Here is a 15,834-nt window from a genome sequence, read left to right on the forward strand (position 1 = left end):
GGGTCTACTCCCCCGTGTCCGGGCCGGCGGTGGTGCCGGACTTGATGTAGCGGGCCAGGTTCAGCAGCGGGTTGTGGGTCTGTTCGCGCAGGTGCTCGGCCCACATTGGTGTTTGGGTGCCCTCGTGTTTCACCATGCCCGGTGACACGCCGATGCGGAAGCTGCCCGGGATCGTCTTGCCCTCGGTCGTGTAGGGGAGGACGTCGAGGGGGGACGGGCCGGTGGCGGCGTAGACGGCGCAGTCGGACAGGACGGCGATGGGGTAGGCGCCGGTCGCGGCGGCGAGAGCGAGCATCTTGCGGTGCATGCCGGTGCGGGCGCGGGAAATGACGGCGGCGCGGATGTCGGGGCGCCAGGTCGGGCGGGCGAGCGCGGGCCAGGGCTGGCCCGGACGCCAGCCGCCGCCGCGGGCCTTCTCCTGGAGCTTGCCGATCCCTCCCTTGACCGTGTTCTTGATGGCGCCGAGGACGATCGCGGCCTCCGGGTCGCGGGTCTTGCAGCCGTCCATCGCGGTCAGGAACTCGGCCGGCGTCGTCTTCTCCGGGACTCCGAGGTCGGCCATGGTGGCGATGTAGGCGTCGCGCAGGCGCTGGTACCAGCCGTCGAGGTAGCGGCCGGCGTCCGGGCGCAGCCACGCCTCCAGCGGCTGGACCTGGTATCCGAGCTCGACGGCGTAGGCGACGGTCGGGGTCGCGTACCAGGCGGGGCCAGCAGGCCTCTCGCCGGTGGGGGTGAACGGGCTCGGGAGGAGGTCGCCGCGCAGGTCGACCCACTGCTTGCCGACCATGACGCGGGAGAGGTCGATGTGGGAGAGGTCGACCAGCCACGAACCGGGCACCGCCGGGTCGAAGGCGGGGTTGACGGTGTGGACGGGCGGCGTGGCCAGGCCGACGGGCAGGCCGTTGGCGGCGGCGGCGAAGGCCATGTTGACGTCGATGCCGACCAGGTGCGGCAGCAGGCACTCCTCGTCAGTGAGCTCGCGTGCCCAGTCGTATGCCTCTTCGAAGAGGCGCTCGTCGGGGCCGCGGACGTGGAAGCGGGGCAGGTTCGCGAGGACGGGGTGGCCGTCGACCGCCTCGCACGGTGCCGGGTCGAGCGGCTCCTTGCCGAGTGAGCCGGGATTGTGGGTACTGTGCCGGCGGCCGGCGGCGTCCGGTGCGGAGGCGCGGGTCGGCGGGTGCAGCGCGGTCATGAGCTCCAGGCCGGTGACAGCCGTCGAGCCGCGCGGGGTCAGGACGCGGGAGGCGTACAGGCCCAGCGTCCGGGCCAGTTCCGCCGGAGGGAGGTCGGCGGCGTGGCCCCAGGAGCGGGCGTCGAGCGCCTCCCAGGACGGGATGCACAGCTGGATACAGGCCCGACGGCCGCCCTGCGCGGGACGGTAGATCCTCGCCCACGGGCCGAAACCCCGGCGGGTCAGCTGCCACTCGGCCGCGGCCAGTTCCTTCAGGACCGGGTGCCCGGCAGGAAGCCGGCCCGCCACGCGCTCGTCGTCGGACAGCCGGGCCGGCAGGCCGAAGGACTCCAGCGCCGCCGGAGTCAGAGCGAGCAGCGGGTCGGCGTCGCGGCCCCAGGGATCCAGCCGCGGGGCACCCAGACGCGCCTCGGTCAGCGTCCACTCCACCAGAGCCGGCAGAGACCGGGCGGGGACATCGAGGACCAGACCGCCGGTGCAGTACGCCGACACCCCGCCGTCGGTGTCGGTGTCGATGACGGCGAGCGGTCCGTTCGCGAACCTCGCGTCCACCGCCGCGGAGCGCGGGGCGGCAGCCGCCGCAAGGCGTCCTGTCGCGCGCGCAGTGGGACGCTTCGGCGCCGACACCGGACGCGCCTTACTCGGCCGGGGGCGGCTCGCGGGCGCAGCGGAAACCTGAGGGTCCGCGGTCGGCGGCTCCTCGACGGCCGGGGCGGGGGCGGGGTACTTCTTCGCCCAGCCCTCCAACAGCGCCAGATAAGGCCCGCGCCGGGGCGGGCGAGGCTCACTGCGGCCGGCCTCCCAGTTCTTCACCGTCTGCGGAGTCGTCTCCAGAGCACGCGCGAGCGCCGCCTGCGTGACACCGGCCGCCTCACGCAGCCGCGCCCGTTCAGCAGGCTCCGGGAACGCCGGCCCCCCGGCCAGCAACTCCTCCACCGCCCTGAACAGGGCGTCTTCCTGCAGGTCCTTCTTCACGCTCCACCTCCATGGCCACCCTATCAGTTTTTACTTTGAATTTGGGGTCAAATTTGACAACTGAGGAAGAAAAATGCAGGTCATAACATTGGATTGGCGAATCCGTTCGCCTGACCCGCCAGCAGGGACAAACTGTGGAGACTGCGGTGGGCGCCTGCCCATATCCATCTTTGGGGGCGGTGTGATCTTGCGGACTGTGGTTACGGTCGCTCCACCGGCGCAGTACCGGGCACCGCGCACCATGGGAGGGGATCGTCATGAGCCAGGGCACCGGCTGGGGATACGACATCGGCTGGGGCGTCGGCGGAGCTTGGGCGGCAGGCCGCCGCGGTGACGTCGGCTGGGGCTTCGGCCTGGAGGCCGGCGTCCGCTGACCTCCGGCGCCCTCAGGACCCGCCCCCGAGGACGTTCTCCCGGGTGGGCCTTTGTGCTGCATACGGGCGGGGGCGACGGTGCCGGTCTCCCGGTGCCCGCCAGGGCCGGGGGCACTCCCCTGTCACCTGCACAAGTCGATGCCGGGGTGGGAGTCCCCGAGAAACGGGCGTCGGCAGGGATCTCTGCGCGGCATAGTGCCGAGGGGACCACCACACCGGACCGCTTGGACCTGCCCGCTCGCCGTCGCGCCACGCAAGGCTGATCGCCGCCCTGACCACGCTGATCGGCCTCGCGGAAGCTGCCGGAGCGGTGTACCGGCCCATCGCCGCTGCCGCGCCCGGCCAGGAGACCGTCAAGGTGGTTGCCGTGCGTCCAGGTGAGCCTCACCGCCGTCGGCCTGCTGAACCTGGCCCGCGCCGAGGACGACGCCCGGTGGCCGGCCGCAGCGGCCCGGGAGCGGGTACAGGCCCAGCGGACGTACGCGGCACGATGCGCCGTGGCCGAGGCCCAGGAACGCGCGGAAGAGGCTGACCTGCTCGGCAAGAGGGGCGTGCCGATGCCGTCGGCAGCACAGTTCGCCCCGATGGAACTGGTGAGCGCCGGCGCCGACGTCGCCGCCCGCTGGCGGGAGGATCCGCAGGAGGCGGTCGTCCTGGTTCACGAGCCCGCGGCCGACGGCGAGTTCGCGGCGGACCAGCTCCTGGAAGAGGCCCTCGACGCCGCGGTGCTGACCGGTCTGCTGGTGCTGGGGCAGGCGCGCAGCGCCCCGGATCCGAGCACGGCGGCCGAACTCCTGCTGGGCGCCGTGCCCCACTTCGCGCTCGCGGTCGCCCATTGCATCTGCCGACTTGGACTGACGGACCTCCCGGCCCGACAGCCGGGCCGAGGCAAGATCACGGGGGCCGTCACACTTCCGCCTGGCCCCCGCGCGTACGGGCCAAGAGCCTGCGGCAACGGCCCGGTGTACACCTTTGGCGCCAGGCACTGCGAGCTCACGGATCGTGCCGGCGGACTGCGACCGCAGCGACGACTGCTGCGGCGAGGGGCCAGGCCCCGTACACGATCCACGACCCGCTGATGGTCGCCGGGTAGGGGGCCGATCCGAAGGGATCGCCCATCTGCACCAGTCGTTCCCACGCGCTGCGGGGCAGTGCGTGAAGGATGGCGGATGACCAGCGGTGGCGGTCGTTGAGGAGGAACGGCAGCAGCAGAAGGATTCCGGTGAACGTCACGAGGGTGGTTGCGGTGTGCCGGATGAGGGCGCCGAGTCCCATGCCGACGAGCGCGCACACCGGAGCGAGCAGGGCGGACGCGGCGACGGCGCGGAGCGTGCCTGGGTAGCCGAGGGACAGTCCGATGCCCCGACCGGACAGGATGGCTTGTGTCACGCTGAACGAGGTTCCCGCGACGACCATGCCGTAGACGAGCATGGCCGCCGTCACGACGGCCATCTTGGCCGCTGCGACCGATCGGCGGGCCGGTACTGCTGCGAAGGTCGTGCGGATCTGCCCGGTGCTGTATTCGCCGACGACCGTAAGGGCGCCGATGCTGCCGGTGGCGAGTATCTGGACCATGCAGGCGCCGATGGTGAAGGCGTCCCGCATGGCCCAGATGGGAACGAAGAGGGCTCGGATCCCTGCGTTGTAGGTCGGCCAGTTGTTGTAGTCCGCGACGGCCGCACTCATGTTGATGGCGATGATGACCAGCGCGCTGACCCCGAACGCCCAGGAAATGGACCGCAGCGACCAGAGCTTGATCCACTCGGCGGCGAGGAGGTCCCGGAAGCGGGCGCCGGGCTCGGCGGCGCGCACGGCGGTCGAGACCGTCTGCTGCGTGGTGGCAGAGGTCATCGGGATTCTCCTGCGAGGTATTCGACGCTGTCGGCGGTGAGTTCCATGAACGCCTCCTCCAGCGAGGAGGTGCGGGTGGCCAGCTCAAGGAGCACGATGCGGTGGTGGGAGGCGAGTTCCCCGATGCGGGCCGCGCTCAGGCCGGTCACGGTGAGCCACTCCTCCGCGCCGGCGACCGAGTCGTCCGGCTGTACCGAAGCGCCTTCGGCTTCGAGCACAGCTGCCAGCCCGGTGGTGTCGGCTGTCCGCACGGTGACGCTCTGGCGGGTGCCGCGGGCCGCGAACTCCGTCACGCTCTCGTCGGCGATCAGCTTGCCCCGGCCGATGACGATCAGGTGCTCGGCGGTGTTCTGTATCTCGCTCATCAGGTGGCTGGAGACGAACACGGTGCGCCCCTCGGCGGCCAGCCGCCGGAACAGGCCGCGTACCCATCGCACGCCCTCCGGGTCCAGGCCGTTGACCGGCTCGTCGAACAGCAGCACTGGAGGGTCGCCGAGCAGAGCCGTGGCGATGCCGAGCCGCTGTTTCATGCCCAGGGAGAATCCGCCGATGCGGCGTCGGGCCGCAGGAGCTAGTCCTACCTCCTCAAGGACATGGCCCACCCGGCGCCGCGGGATGCCGTTGCTGCGGGCCAGGGCGGACAGATAGGCCACTGCGCTGCGACCGCCGTGGACGTCATGGGCGTCGAGCAGGGCACCGGCGTGGCGCAGGCCGCGCGGATGGTCCCGGAACAGGTGACCGTCGATGGTGGCGGTGCCGCTGGTGGGTTCAGTCAGGCCGAGAAGCATCCGCAGTGTGGTGCTCTTGCCGGCACCGTTGGGACCGAGGAACCCGGTGACGTGGCCGGGCCTCACGGTGAAGGTCAGGCCGTTGACGGCAGTGGCCTTGCCATATCGCTTGGTCAGTTCGTTGACTTCGATCACCCGGCCAACGGTGCCGGGGAGAGTGCCCGTCCGGCATCGGCCCGTCGGCTGCACACGCGAGATGCCCGGTATCCCGTGGGCGTACGCCCACGGGCCAATGTTCCGCCGCTGGTCAGGCGATTACGATCGCCCCATGTCCGCCAAGCCGCGTCCCCTGCTGTCCTGGCGCCTGCGGCCGGCCGCGCGGGCGGCTCTGGCCTGGTGTGGGGCGATCGCCTACCCGTTCGCGCTGTTCTTCGCGGCACGTGGCACACCTTTCGACTCCCCTGGCTTGCCCTTCGTGTCGGCCGCCGCGGTCACGGTCCTGCCTCTCGGACTGCTGCGCCGTCGTCCGCTGCCGGCCCTGACACTGATGCTTCTGGGTACGTACGTCACGGCGACGACAACTCCGTTCTTGCAGGTCGTGTATCTGCTGATTCTGGCGAACGACCTCGCCGCCGGATACGTCGTGGCCACCCGGCCTCGCCTCATCGCGGTCACCGCTGCCGTCACGACGCTCGGCGTACAGGTCGCCTTCGCCGCCCGTCTTGGGACCGGGACAGACGGCTTCGCCCGCACGGTCGCGGTCCTCGTCCTGGCCCTTGCCGCCGCCTGGATGACCGGCCATTCGCGAGCCGTGAGTCCGCCAGGCGGGGCGGGCGGGTCTGATGTCGGAGTGACGAGAGGACGGTCCCGGGGCCCGGCCCTTCGGGCGGAGCCCCGGGAATTCACTCAGGTACGACCACCGTTGTCGACGCAGCCGCCCCGGGTGATCTGCCAGGGAACGACCGCGATCTGCACCCTGTGACCTTCGGCCACGGAGAGGTTAGCGGTGTAGTGGCGCCCGCCGGGCTCCAGGAACCAGTACCACGTCATCGGCCCCTTGGCGCCCTCGAAATAGGCCATGTATTCCATTCCCATGTTGCTGTTGTTCCAGACCGATATCTTTTCTCCGTCGGCCCAGAACTTCATTCCGGCGCGCTGCTTCTTGTTCGGCGACTCGTGCAGGATCCACGAGTCCCGGCCGCCCCGGTCAGTGGCGCTCTTCCAGCTCCGATGCTGACACTTCCAGTAGAAGCCGCCCCCGCCGCGCTGTACGGCGGAGGGCTGTGCGGCCGGGTGCGCGTCCGCATGCGAATCGGCGTGCGCCGCCCCCGTCAGCAGGCCGGCGGACAGGGCGGTGGTCGCCGCCAGGACGGACATTCCCCGTGTGACTCTGATCTTTTTGAACACCTCTTGCCTTTCATCCCCGTAGAGAATGGAGCCGAGGAGGCCGCATTCCCTGATGTGGTTGCTGCGCTTCTCATCCTGAGGCCTTTCCCTGACGTTCTGGAAGGGCCAACTGATGCGGCGGAAAGGGCGATTGATACGCTGACAGCATGGACGCAGGTGATCGACCGTCCCGGCGGGGGAGACGATGACGACGGATCCGAGCACGCATCAGTTACGTCTTCTGCTCGCCCTCGCGGAGGAGCTGCACTTCGGACGGGCGGCCCGACGGATGTACATCAGCCAGCCCGCGCTCAGCCGGCAGATCCGCGCCCTGGAGGAGGCGCTGGGTGTCACTCTCGTGGAGCGGTCCACACGGCACGTCGAGCTGACCGCGGCCGGCCAGGCCCTCCTGCCCCGGATACGGGCCGTGGTGGACGCCGTCGAGGATCTGTGCGACAGCGCGTCGGCCACCGCCCACGCGGGTTCCCGCCAGGTGGCGCTGGCGTCCTACATGTCAGCCCTCCCCGCCCTGCGGATCCTCTTCGACGGGCTTCGCGAGCGGAACGGCGGTCCCGAGGTGACCTGGCAGGACGTCGACAACGTCGAGCAGTTCACGGCTCTGCGCGAGGGCCGGGTCGATGCGGTGGTGTGCTACGGCCCCGTGCCGACGGGGATCCGTACGCTCGCGCTGGGAACGGAACCACGCTTCGTGTGCCTGCCGGACAGTCACCCGCTGGCCACACGGGAGTCCGTGTCCCTCTCCGAGCTGGCCGGACTGCCCGTGATCGGCTTCTCGCCGCACGTCGACCGGGAGTGGCGCCAGTTCTGGGCCGCCGACCCGCGCCCCGACGGAACGCCCGTGCGGTACACCCACCACGCGGCGACCACCCTGGAGTCCTGCGTATCCCACGCGGGCCTCGGACACGGCATCCGCTTCATCTCCGAAAGCTGCCGGGCCCTGATGCCCAGGCCAGGTGTCCGCTACGTCGCCGTCACCGACCTTCCCCCGTGCACCGCGGTCCTCGCCTGGCCGGCGTCCCGACGGCCCACCGCCGCTCTCCGGTCCCTGCTGTCCCTGCTGCACGGCCACGCCCACGGCGGCACCTCCGGCCGCTGGTGGGAAGCCGCCTAGGTCAATTCCCGGATCATCACCCTGCCCGAGCGAAGGCCGTCGGCGCCGTGGGCGGGGTCGGCCGGGTCCCGGGAAGACCTCGGACGCGCAAAGCCGTCTCACGGATGGTGGGCAGTCTCCCCCATGACGCCAAGCCCCCGGCGCCGGGGCCCGGCGCGGAGCAGGACCCGGCCTTGAGCACGGGCGTCCCTCGCGTCGGTGCCGTCGTTCTGACGATGAACGACCGCCGCGAGGAGCTGCGCGGCGGCCAGGGCCGCCGCGCGCCCATGAGCTGACGTACCGTCGCTCGCCTCATCCGGGCTGGACGACCACCGGTCGTCTGACCCGCGGTGGCGTCAGCGCAGGCGGACGCATGCCTTCTTGCCGGTCTCCTTGATCTGCACGCAGATCTTCGTGTTGACCGGGTACTGGGGGCCGGTCCGGCCGTCCTTCCCCCACGACGTTTCCACGAACGTTGCGTCGTCCGAGAAGCGCTTGGCGCGCTTCCATCCGGTGGCGGCGGCGAGCTTGCCTCCGGGCCGCTGGTACAGCCACCGGGCGTGATACTTCCGCTTGCCGGCGGTCTCATTGGTGGAGGCGTACACCCATCCGACGCCGCGCGCCTTGGCCCCTGCCTTGTGCCAGTGCTTGACCACGATGCCCGGGTTGCACCCCAGTCCCTTGCCGCCGCTACCGCAGGCGTTCTCCCGGCCGTACTTGTACGACGCGGCCGGGGCGGGCGCGGCGCCGGCGGTCACCAGGAGCAGCGCGAGGGCGGTGGCGGCGGCGGTGTTCAGGATCCGTTTCATGATCAGGCAACCGAGTGAGACCCCTGCGGGGAGACGCCTTGCCCGCACACACCACCCGCCCGAGTGAGCCGGCACCGGCCACCGGGGGGCGCACAGGGTTCCCGGTGGCCGGTGCTGTCCCCTTGCCTGTGCGGCCTGCGGCAGCCGGGGTGTCAGGCGAGGGCGGTGGCGGGGCGGGTGAGGCGGGCGCGCAGACGATGCCGCCGGCTGGGTGCCATTCCATGGCGGTTTCGGCGGCGCGGCCGTAGTCGGGGCAGTAGGGGGCGGGGGTGATGCCGCCGCAGGTCCGCTGTGCGCATCCGCAGGTGGCGCCGTGGACGGTGTACGGGCGGGCGTGGCGGATGAGTCCGTCGGCGTGGGTGCGGGCGGCGTGGCCGCGCAGGTGGCTCGGCCACGCGAGGGTGACGCGCAGTCCGCCCGCTCCGGGGGCTGAATCGGTCGATGGCGCGGACGTGGCCAGGGATGGCGAGCGGGGGTACGCCGCTGGCGGTCAACCGGCTGACGGAGGCGTCGGCGGCGGCGAGCACGGCGAGGCTGTCGGCGTCGACGTCGCTCGTCCACCCAGTGAGCCGGTCCTCGCCTTCCGGGTCGCCGCTGAGGGTGAGCCAGGGGTCCGCGAGACGGAACCGGTGGGGCGCCTGGCCGGCGGGGCGCAGGTGCAGGGTGGCGTTCGGGACGGTGGACGGTACGGCGATCTTGTCGTGTGCGAGGAGCCAGGCGACCACGGCGGAGCGGGCGAAGGTGGGGTGGACGGTGGTGCCGCCGGCGGGGTCGAGAAAGTCGGCGTGGCGGCGGCGCCAGTGCACGACGGCGGCGCGGCCCACGCCGGCGATCCGGGCGACTTCCGCCGACAGCACCACGTCTTCGGCGGGGTCGGTGGGGGGGAAGGGCGGCGAGCGGTGAGCGGTGGCCGGCGGGGACGGTGCGCAGGGCGTGCCAGTCGACGGCGGGGCGGGTGACGGGCAGAAGCGCGACGTCCTCGGCGGAGTACAGCGGGACGGCGGTCACACCCCCCGTGCCGCTTGCAGTCGACGTCCACCGTGCCGGTGGACGTGATCCAGCCGAGCCGCACCACTTGGTCCAGGTCGGTGCAGCGGACACCGAGCCGTACGGCGGCCTGGCCGGGGCCGAGGGGAAGTGACGGTCGAGGAGCGCGGGCAGATCGCGGCGGCGGCCGAGGGCGGCGACCTGATCGGGGTGCACGTCCGTGTAGGCCGGCTCGCCGCCGAGGTGGACGAGGAGACCGGCGCGGACGAGGAGACCGGCGCGGACGAGGTGGCCGATCGCGGCCGGAGTCACGCGCGGCCGGCACCGCGGCAGCGGATTACCCGGCGCGGCGGTCAGCTCCTCCGTCGCCGCCCAGGCGCCGACCGGTCCGCGCAGCGCCGCGCGGACCGCCTCCGCGTCCACGGTGGCCACCACGGCCCGGGACCACAGGCCGGGCCCGGCATCGGCGGCCGGGGCGACACTGGGTCCCCTGCCGTCGGATCCCTCCGGCTCGCCGCACTACGCTCTGCGACATGACTCGTGCGTCGCAGCGCCGCGGCGGGCGGAAGGGCGAGAGCCACGTCGCCACGCCCGACCTGCCCTCCTAGGGAACGTGGTGCGGCGCGGGGCAAGCCGGTGCACCGCCGGTGCGACCCCAAGGCCCGTCCGCAGCGCCCCGACCGCAACCGCGCCGCGAAGAGCAAGGCCGCTATCCCGCCGCCGAAGGCGCCCCGTCGTCGTACGCCGGTCGGTACGTGCGCAAAGTACGGTGCCGGCCCCGGTCAGCGCTGCACCGTCCCGTACGCCGACGGAACGACCGCCGAGGTCGAGATCGGGCACGCCCAGCGCCGCGCCACCGTGTCCTGGACCGTGTCTGACCAATCCCGCTTGGTGCGCCCCAACCTCCCATCGGCCACGCGCGTTCATGAGGCCTCCCTACGATGGCACCATGACGATCTCCAGGCCCGAACAGCCGCTGGTACGTGTCCTGTACGACGCCTCCCGAGCCGATCTGCGGGATCCGAGCCGGCCGCGTCCGGTCCGTCTGTACGTGTGGCAGCCGGACGGGGGGCGGGCCGTGCCCACCCCGCTGGTCGCCGTGTCCCACGGCACCGGGGGGTCGGGGAGCGAGATGGGGCGCGGGGCGGTCGGGGACGACCTTGCCGCCTTCCACCCCGTCCGGCCCGCGCGCACCGACGTCCCACGTGCTGGGGCCCTGGTCGTGGCTGGGACGCCTCGACGGCCCCGGCCTTGGCCGCCAAGCCGGGGCGGTCAGTCGCCGCTCCGTGCCTTCTGACAGTATCGGCCGTCCGGCCTGGTACGACGGGCGCCAGGCGACAACGCCACGCAAGGAGACCTCGTGGGCACGTGGGGCAGCGGGAACTTCGATAACGACACCGCAGCGGACTACCTGTCGGATGTCATCGGCCGTCTCGTCACCGAAGTCGCCGAGTGGACAGCCGGCGATCCTGTCGCCATCGAGCCCGACGAGTACGGGGGCGTCGTCGTGCCGTGCAACGTGGAGCTCCTGCATCTGTTCGCTCGGTCCGGCTATGGTGCCGGCAACCTTCCACAGCCCCAGGTGGTCGAGGAGTGGAAGAACGTCTACATGGCTGTCTGGGAGAGCACCATCGACGGTCTGGAGCCCGCTCCCGGTCATAAAGAAGAACGGCGGGCCGTGCTGAACCGCACGTTCGACCAGTTGGCCGAGGCCGTCGGCGTGGTGGGGTGACCGACCGGGGGGGTGCATGCAGGGGGGGCTGGCGGTGGTGCGGGCCGTGACGCCCCGCGGTGGGGATCGCAGGTGCTCTCGGCGACGTGGTGCCACCGGTCGACGCGGGTGCTGCCCGTCGCGTCGACGGACGTTCGCCAGTCCGGCGGGACCCGGTCGAAGTCTGCTCCGCGGCATGCCGCGCCGGCGATGATCTCGTCCGGCTCCGTGGTTCGAGCGCCGGCTCGCGGCTACGGCAGTCCCAGGAGGACGGGGCGGGCGGAAGGGCTGCGCCTGTCTCAGGAAGTCGCGGGCCCGGTCCGAGCCCGTCCGTTGTCGATACTGGGGCCGCGTCGTCCGCCCCGGCACTGACGACAGGCGACCGTGAACCCGCCGATCTCCATGGGCGGCCGGACTCACACTGCTCTCCAGGGAGTTGCCGGGCTGGACGGCGTCCAGTGCCCACGCGGCGAAAAGGGTTCGCACGCCTCTCGAACGCGGCTCGTCGGCGGCTGCGTCCCTGGAAGGATCCGGGCATGCGTACCCACCAGAACCCGGCAGCCGCCTTCGATGACGACGCCCCTTTCGGCGTCCTGTACGAGCAGGCTGCCGACGAATACGGCGACCTCGTCGAGGAGACGCGCTCCCTGATCGAGTACGGGGTGCGTGATCCCCGGGACTCCGTGGAGATGGCGTGCGCCGCCGCCGAGACCGCAGGGGCCGCCGTGACCGCGCTGTCGCATCCGTGGTCCCTCTACACCCCGCGCGACGCCGCGACGGTCGCCTCCGCCCTCTTCGTCCAGATCCAGCACACCGCCGACGCCCTGGCCGAGCTCGGCCGGGCGGTCGGCCGGATCGCCGAGCGCGGCGAGGCCGAGGTGCCCGCCCCGGCCGCTCCGGGCGAGCGGGCGAACCTTGCCGACGCCCTGGCCGCACTGCGGACGGTCTCCGAGCAGCTGCACGCCCTGGCAGACCAGCACGCCTCCCCCACCGTACGCGCCCTGCACGCCGCGCCCGGGTCCGCTCCGGTGCCGGCCGACGCCCACGAGACCGTGGCGGCCGTGGCGGGGCTGCTCACCGAGCAGTACGGGCAGGCGGTGACGCTGAAGCGGGCCCACGAGGACGGTGACTTCGAGGAGCGCGGCGACGGGTTCGGGTGTGGCTGCGGCATCACGATCCGGGTCGGGGACGAACGGTACGACGTTCAGCGCGGCGACTCGGAGTGGTGGCTGATCAGGGGATCGGACTGCCGAGAGCTGTCCGACGGCACCGTGGTCTGCGACAGCCACGACACGCTGAGCAGCACCTGGGAGACCGCCCACCCCCGTCAGCTCGCCGACGACGTGCTGCAGGTCATCGCCGCCGATCTCGGCCCGCGCGAGCACGTCGGCCCGCTGCGGGCGGTCGGCTCCGCCGGGTGAGGGCGGGCACGGACAGGGGCGCCACGGTTCCCCTCCCCCGGGGCGGGAAGCGACCGGTGCGGACGGACCGCTCCCCGTCGCCCTGTGCCACCACCTCCGGGCCACGTGTCGGACGACCTCGCGAGGCTAGGCAGGCGGCGGGACGGGCGCACGGGGTGGTCACCGTGCGCCCGCGGCGTTCGTTCGTCAGTCGCTCGTTCCGGCGACCTCGCCGAGGTCGACGGACCGCGATCCACATGCCGCACGTGTCGGCCGGGCGCGCTTCCGGCTCGATCGCGAGCAGCGGCCGAAGCCGCTGGACAACCCTGAGCACCGACGTCGGCCAAACCCTGAACAGCGGCGCGAGCCGCGTGGTGCCGTTCGTGCGGGCGTGAACCGCCACCGGCAACGCCTCAGTGGGCGGCGAGGCGTTCCAGGAGGGCGGCGCCGCGGGCCAGGAGCGCCTGCTCCTCGTCGGTGAGTTCGGCCTCGATGGCCCGCGCGAGCCAGCCGGCCCGGCGGCCGCGCTCCGCTTCGAGCGCGACCCGGCCCGCCTCCGACAGTTCGATCAGCGACTTGCGGCCGTCCGTCGGGTGGGCCCGGCGCGTGACCAGGTTCTGCTCCATGAGGAGCCCGACCGCCCGGGCCATCGACTGGGGGCGGACGCGCTGGTCGGCGGCGAGGTCGCTGGTGGTCATGGCGCCGTTGCGGTCGAGCGCGCCGAGCACGGCGGCCTGGCCCAGCGGGATGCGGTCCTCGTGCTTGACGCGTCGGGTGAGCTTGCCCATCGCGGTGCGCAGTTCGACGGCGATGGCGGCGGCTTCCGGGGTGGGCATAGGGCACTTTAACCCGCCGCCGGAACGGGCCAGGACCGGCGGGCACCGTGCTGCGCAGCCGTACTGCACAGCAAAACTGCGCAGCATTGCTGTAAGGTTTCGGTGCCGGGCGGGCGCCGCCGTCGTCGCAGCATGGCCCCGGCACACGACCACGGGAAGGACCTCGCATGTCCGTACAGGAAGCAGGCACCACCGGCACCAACCCCGGCACCGCCGCCGGGACCACCATCGAGACCGTCACCGCCCGCCGGATCATCGACAGCCGCGGCAACCCCACCGTCGAGGTCGACGTCGTCCTCGCGGACGGTTCGCTGGGGCGGGCGGCCGTCCCCTCCGGCGCCTCCACCGGCGTCCGGGAGGCCGTGGAGCTGCGCGACGGAGACCCCGGGCGCTGGCACGGCAAGGGTGTCGACCGTGCGGTGGCCCACGTCAGCGGGGAGATCGCGGCGGCGGTACGTGGCCGCGACGCCGCGGACCAGGCCGGGCTCGACGCGGCGCTGATCGCCCTCGACGGCACCCCCACGAAGTCGCGGCTCGGCGCCAACGCCGTCCTCGGTGTCTCCCTCGCCGCCGCCAAGGCCGCCGCGGCGGCCCACCGGCTGCCCCTCTACCGCTACCTCGGCGGGGACGGCGCGCACCTGCTGCCGCTGCCGATGATGAACATCGTCAACGGCGGCGCCCACGCCGACAACCCGCTGGACTTCCAGGAGTTCATGATCGCGCCGGTGGGCGCGGAGACCTTCGCCGAAGCCGTCCGCATGGGCAGCGAGGTCTTCCACACCCTGCGCCGCGACCTGCTGGCCGCCGGGCACTCCACCGGCGTCGGTGACGAGGGCGGCTTCGCGCCCGCGCTGCGTACCGCTGAAGAAGCACTCGACTTCGTGATGGCCGCCATCGAGCGCACCGGCTACCGGCCCGGCGCCGACATCGGCTTGATCATGGACCCGGCGTCCTCCGAGTTCTTCCGCGACGGGGTGTACGACTACGCCGGCGAGGGAGTGCGCCGTACGCCCTCCGAGAACGCCGACTACCTGGCCAAGCTGATCGACGCCTACCCCATCCTCTCCATCGAGGACCCGATGGCGGAGGACGACCTGGACGGCTGGCGCGAACTGACCGCCCGCGTCGGCGACCGCTGCCAGCTCACCGGGGACGACGTCTTCTGCACCAACACCGCCCTGCTGCGCGAAGGCATCCGCACCGGCGTCGGCAACTCCATCCTGGTCAAGGTCAACCAGATCGGCACCCTGACGGAGGCGCTCGCCTCCGTGACCACCGCGCACGAGGCCGGCTGGACGGCCGTCATGTCGCACCGCTCGGGCGAGACGGAGGACACCACGATCGCGGACCTCGCGGTGGCGACCGGCTGCGGGCAGATCAAGACCGGCTCCCTCTCCCGCTCCGACCGCACCGCCAAGTACAACCAGCTGATCCGCATCGAGGAGGAACTCGGCGACGCGGCACGCTACGCGGGCCGCACCGCACTGCGCCGCGCCTGACGACGGACCCGGACGTTCACGAAGGGGCCCCGGCAACGGCTGCGGGCCCCTTCGCCCTGTCCACCCCCGGCGGCCCTGACGTACCGACCCGCAATCTTGCTGACCGGGGCATAGGACGGACCTCTCCTGCCCTCTCGTACGCCACCTCCAGGAACCCTGAACCACTTCCCGGGCTGCCTGTTCCGCGCAATCGCCACGTCCTCCGTCAGGCCGCACTCGTAGCAGCCGCATATCGTCGCGGTCAGGTACAGGTAACGGCCCGGACGGGCCAGAAACCACTGGTAACCCCGCAACGCCGTCTGCGTGTCACCAGGCAACAGGCCCTTGTCCAGGCAGCGGATCTCGGCATGGTGAATCGCGGTCACCGTGCGGCTGGAGAGCCCGTCGATACGGGCCGGGGCAGGAACGGCAAGGGGTGCGTGCCTGGAACTCCGCAGGTCAGGCGGCGAGGACCCGGTGGTATCGGGTGTAGGTCTCGAAGACCTCGGCGACCTCGAAACCGAGCCGGGTCAGTACGGCGCTGCTCTTGCCGTTTCCGTGGGTGACGCCCGCGAACACATCGGTGGCGCCCAGTACGGCGGCTCCGTACTCGATCAGCGCACGGCAGGCCGCGGTGGCGTACCCGTGTCCTGTCGCCTCGTGGTCGAGCCAGTATCCGAAGCCGTACTTGGGCGGGTTGACGGCCACAAGGTCGACACGGCCGATCAGGGCGCCGCGAAGAAGCACGCCGCAGCGGAGGGACGGGCCCGGGTCGCTGAGCAGCTCGGCATGTGCCGTCGCGTAGTCCGATGCGGCCAGCGCCTCGTAATCGCCGTACTGGGTGAGGTGTTCACGATTTCGGACGATGAGCGCGTGGTATTCATCGGCGCGCCCGGCAGTGAGCGCACACAACGTCAATTCGGGCACAGCTGTCGCAAGTTCGGTGAAGACACGTGTGTGGTGACGGCTGTCCGCGGCCATACCAGCTGACACTAC

The 15,834-nt window shown here is 71.9% G+C and carries 15 protein-coding genes; 7 read left to right on the forward strand and 8 right to left on the reverse strand.

What is annotated here, in order from left to right; genetic code table 11:
* Positions 1–4: 4 nt before the first annotated feature.
* Entirely contained in the window at positions 5–2,167 is a 2,163-nt protein-coding gene (tap, locus tag ACFVQZ_RS14870) for a telomere-associated protein Tap (protein WP_383622329.1), read from the reverse strand.
* 751 nt (positions 2,168–2,918) lie between these two features.
* Here tap and ACFVQZ_RS14875 point away from each other — a divergent pair.
* The gene (locus ACFVQZ_RS14875) at positions 2,919–3,620 is read left to right on the forward strand and encodes a hypothetical protein (protein ID WP_383622332.1); all 702 of its coding nucleotides are present in this window, start codon (positions 2,919–2,921) and stop codon (positions 3,618–3,620) included.
* Here ACFVQZ_RS14875 and ACFVQZ_RS14880 read toward each other — a convergent pair.
* Both ACFVQZ_RS14880 and ACFVQZ_RS14885 read right to left on the reverse strand, forming a co-directional pair.
* On the reverse strand, positions 3,535–4,392 hold the full coding sequence (locus ACFVQZ_RS14880) for an ABC transporter permease (RefSeq protein ID WP_383622335.1): 858 nt from the start codon (positions 4,390–4,392) through the stop codon (positions 3,535–3,537). The two genes, ACFVQZ_RS14875 and ACFVQZ_RS14880, sit on opposite strands and share 86 nt — an antisense overlap.
* Positions 4,389–5,315 carry an ABC transporter ATP-binding protein gene (locus ACFVQZ_RS14885; RefSeq protein ID WP_383622337.1) on the reverse strand — a complete coding sequence of 309 codons (927 nt, stop codon included), beginning with the start codon at positions 5,313–5,315 and terminating at the stop codon, positions 4,389–4,391. Before ACFVQZ_RS14885 ends, ACFVQZ_RS14880 begins: the two co-directional genes overlap by 4 nt.
* Before the next feature lie 133 nt (positions 5,316–5,448).
* Between ACFVQZ_RS14885 and ACFVQZ_RS14890 the strand changes: the two genes are divergently transcribed.
* A complete protein-coding gene (locus ACFVQZ_RS14890) occupies positions 5,449–6,102 on the forward strand; it encodes a hypothetical protein (RefSeq protein WP_383622340.1) in 654 nt (217 codons plus the stop codon).
* Here ACFVQZ_RS14890 and ACFVQZ_RS14895 read toward each other — a convergent pair.
* Positions 6,027–6,731 (reverse strand): hypothetical protein, encoded by a 705-nt coding sequence (locus ACFVQZ_RS14895; RefSeq protein ID WP_383622343.1) that lies wholly within the window; start codon positions 6,729–6,731, stop codon positions 6,027–6,029. The genes ACFVQZ_RS14890 and ACFVQZ_RS14895 overlap by 76 nt on opposite strands.
* Here ACFVQZ_RS14895 and ACFVQZ_RS14900 point away from each other — a divergent pair.
* Positions 6,712–7,638: a LysR substrate-binding domain-containing protein gene (locus ACFVQZ_RS14900; RefSeq protein WP_383622346.1), complete on the forward strand. Its 927-nt coding sequence runs from the start codon at positions 6,712–6,714 to the stop codon at positions 7,636–7,638. The two genes, ACFVQZ_RS14895 and ACFVQZ_RS14900, sit on opposite strands and share 20 nt — an antisense overlap.
* 335 nt (positions 7,639–7,973) lie before the next feature.
* Here the strand turns inward: ACFVQZ_RS14900 and ACFVQZ_RS14905 are convergent, their stop codons facing one another.
* Both ACFVQZ_RS14905 and ACFVQZ_RS14910 read right to left on the reverse strand, forming a co-directional pair.
* Complete coding sequence (locus tag ACFVQZ_RS14905; RefSeq protein WP_030496638.1) at positions 7,974–8,426, reverse strand: hypothetical protein; 453 nt, start codon at positions 8,424–8,426, stop codon at positions 7,974–7,976.
* 152 nt (positions 8,427–8,578) lie between these two features.
* Positions 8,579–9,283, reverse strand: a complete 705-nt coding sequence (locus ACFVQZ_RS14910) for a hypothetical protein (RefSeq protein ID WP_383622349.1) — start codon at positions 9,281–9,283, stop codon at positions 8,579–8,581.
* A gap of 280 nt (positions 9,284–9,563) precedes the next feature.
* Here ACFVQZ_RS14910 and ACFVQZ_RS14915 point away from each other — a divergent pair, with 280 nt between their 5' ends.
* The 3 genes from ACFVQZ_RS14915 (at position 9,564) to ACFVQZ_RS14925 (ending at position 12,545) form a co-directional block, all read left to right on the forward strand.
* Positions 9,564–9,950, forward strand: coding sequence for a hypothetical protein (locus tag ACFVQZ_RS14915; protein ID WP_383622352.1), 387 nt, complete (start codon positions 9,564–9,566; stop codon positions 9,948–9,950).
* Between the two features lie 823 nt (positions 9,951–10,773).
* Positions 10,774–11,145, forward strand: a complete 372-nt coding sequence (locus ACFVQZ_RS14920; protein ID WP_383622355.1) for a DUF4259 domain-containing protein — start codon at positions 10,774–10,776, stop codon at positions 11,143–11,145.
* A 515-nt stretch (positions 11,146–11,660) separates the two neighbouring features.
* Positions 11,661–12,545 (forward strand): hypothetical protein, encoded by an 885-nt coding sequence (locus ACFVQZ_RS14925; RefSeq protein WP_383622357.1) that lies wholly within the window; start codon positions 11,661–11,663, stop codon positions 12,543–12,545.
* A 392-nt stretch (positions 12,546–12,937) separates the two neighbouring features.
* Here ACFVQZ_RS14925 and ACFVQZ_RS14930 read toward each other — a convergent pair whose 3' ends face one another.
* Positions 12,938–13,360: a MarR family transcriptional regulator gene (locus ACFVQZ_RS14930; RefSeq protein WP_030496645.1), complete on the reverse strand. Its 423-nt coding sequence runs from the start codon at positions 13,358–13,360 to the stop codon at positions 12,938–12,940.
* Between the two features lie 167 nt (positions 13,361–13,527).
* Between ACFVQZ_RS14930 and eno the strand changes: the two genes are divergently transcribed.
* Positions 13,528–14,859, forward strand: a complete 1,332-nt coding sequence (eno, locus tag ACFVQZ_RS14935) for a phosphopyruvate hydratase (RefSeq protein ID WP_383622360.1) — start codon at positions 13,528–13,530, stop codon at positions 14,857–14,859.
* A 438-nt stretch (positions 14,860–15,297) separates the two neighbouring features.
* Here the strand turns inward: eno and ACFVQZ_RS14940 are convergent, their stop codons facing one another.
* Positions 15,298–15,819, reverse strand: a complete 522-nt coding sequence (locus ACFVQZ_RS14940; RefSeq protein WP_383622363.1) for a GNAT family N-acetyltransferase — start codon at positions 15,817–15,819, stop codon at positions 15,298–15,300.
* Positions 15,820–15,834 lie beyond the last annotated feature (15 nt).

Source organism: Streptomyces sp. NPDC057854 (genome assembly GCF_042797055.1).
Taxonomy (GTDB): domain Bacteria; phylum Actinomycetota; class Actinomycetes; order Streptomycetales; family Streptomycetaceae; genus Streptomyces.

Bases quoted from the DNA above. Each gene is read 5' to 3' on its own strand.
- ACFVQZ_RS14905 (WP_030496638.1), bottom strand. From the start codon at position 8,426: ATGAAACGGATCCTGAACACCGCCGCCGCCACCGCCCTCGCGCTGCTC.
- ACFVQZ_RS14880 (WP_383622335.1), bottom strand. From the start codon at position 4,392: ATGACCTCTGCCACCACGCAGCAGACGGTCTCGACCGCCGTGCGCGCC.
- ACFVQZ_RS14940 (WP_383622363.1), bottom strand. From the start codon at position 15,819: ATGGCCGCGGACAGCCGTCACCACACACGTGTCTTCACCGAACTTGCG.
- ACFVQZ_RS14900 (WP_383622346.1), top strand. From the start codon at position 6,712: ATGACGACGGATCCGAGCACGCATCAGTTACGTCTTCTGCTCGCCCTC.
- ACFVQZ_RS14925 (WP_383622357.1), top strand. From the start codon at position 11,661: ATGCGTACCCACCAGAACCCGGCAGCCGCCTTCGATGACGACGCCCCT.
- ACFVQZ_RS14890 (WP_383622340.1), top strand. From the start codon at position 5,449: ATGTCCGCCAAGCCGCGTCCCCTGCTGTCCTGGCGCCTGCGGCCGGCC.
- eno (WP_383622360.1), top strand. From the start codon at position 13,528: ATGTCCGTACAGGAAGCAGGCACCACCGGCACCAACCCCGGCACCGCC.
- ACFVQZ_RS14930 (WP_030496645.1), bottom strand. From the start codon at position 13,360: ATGCCCACCCCGGAAGCCGCCGCCATCGCCGTCGAACTGCGCACCGCG.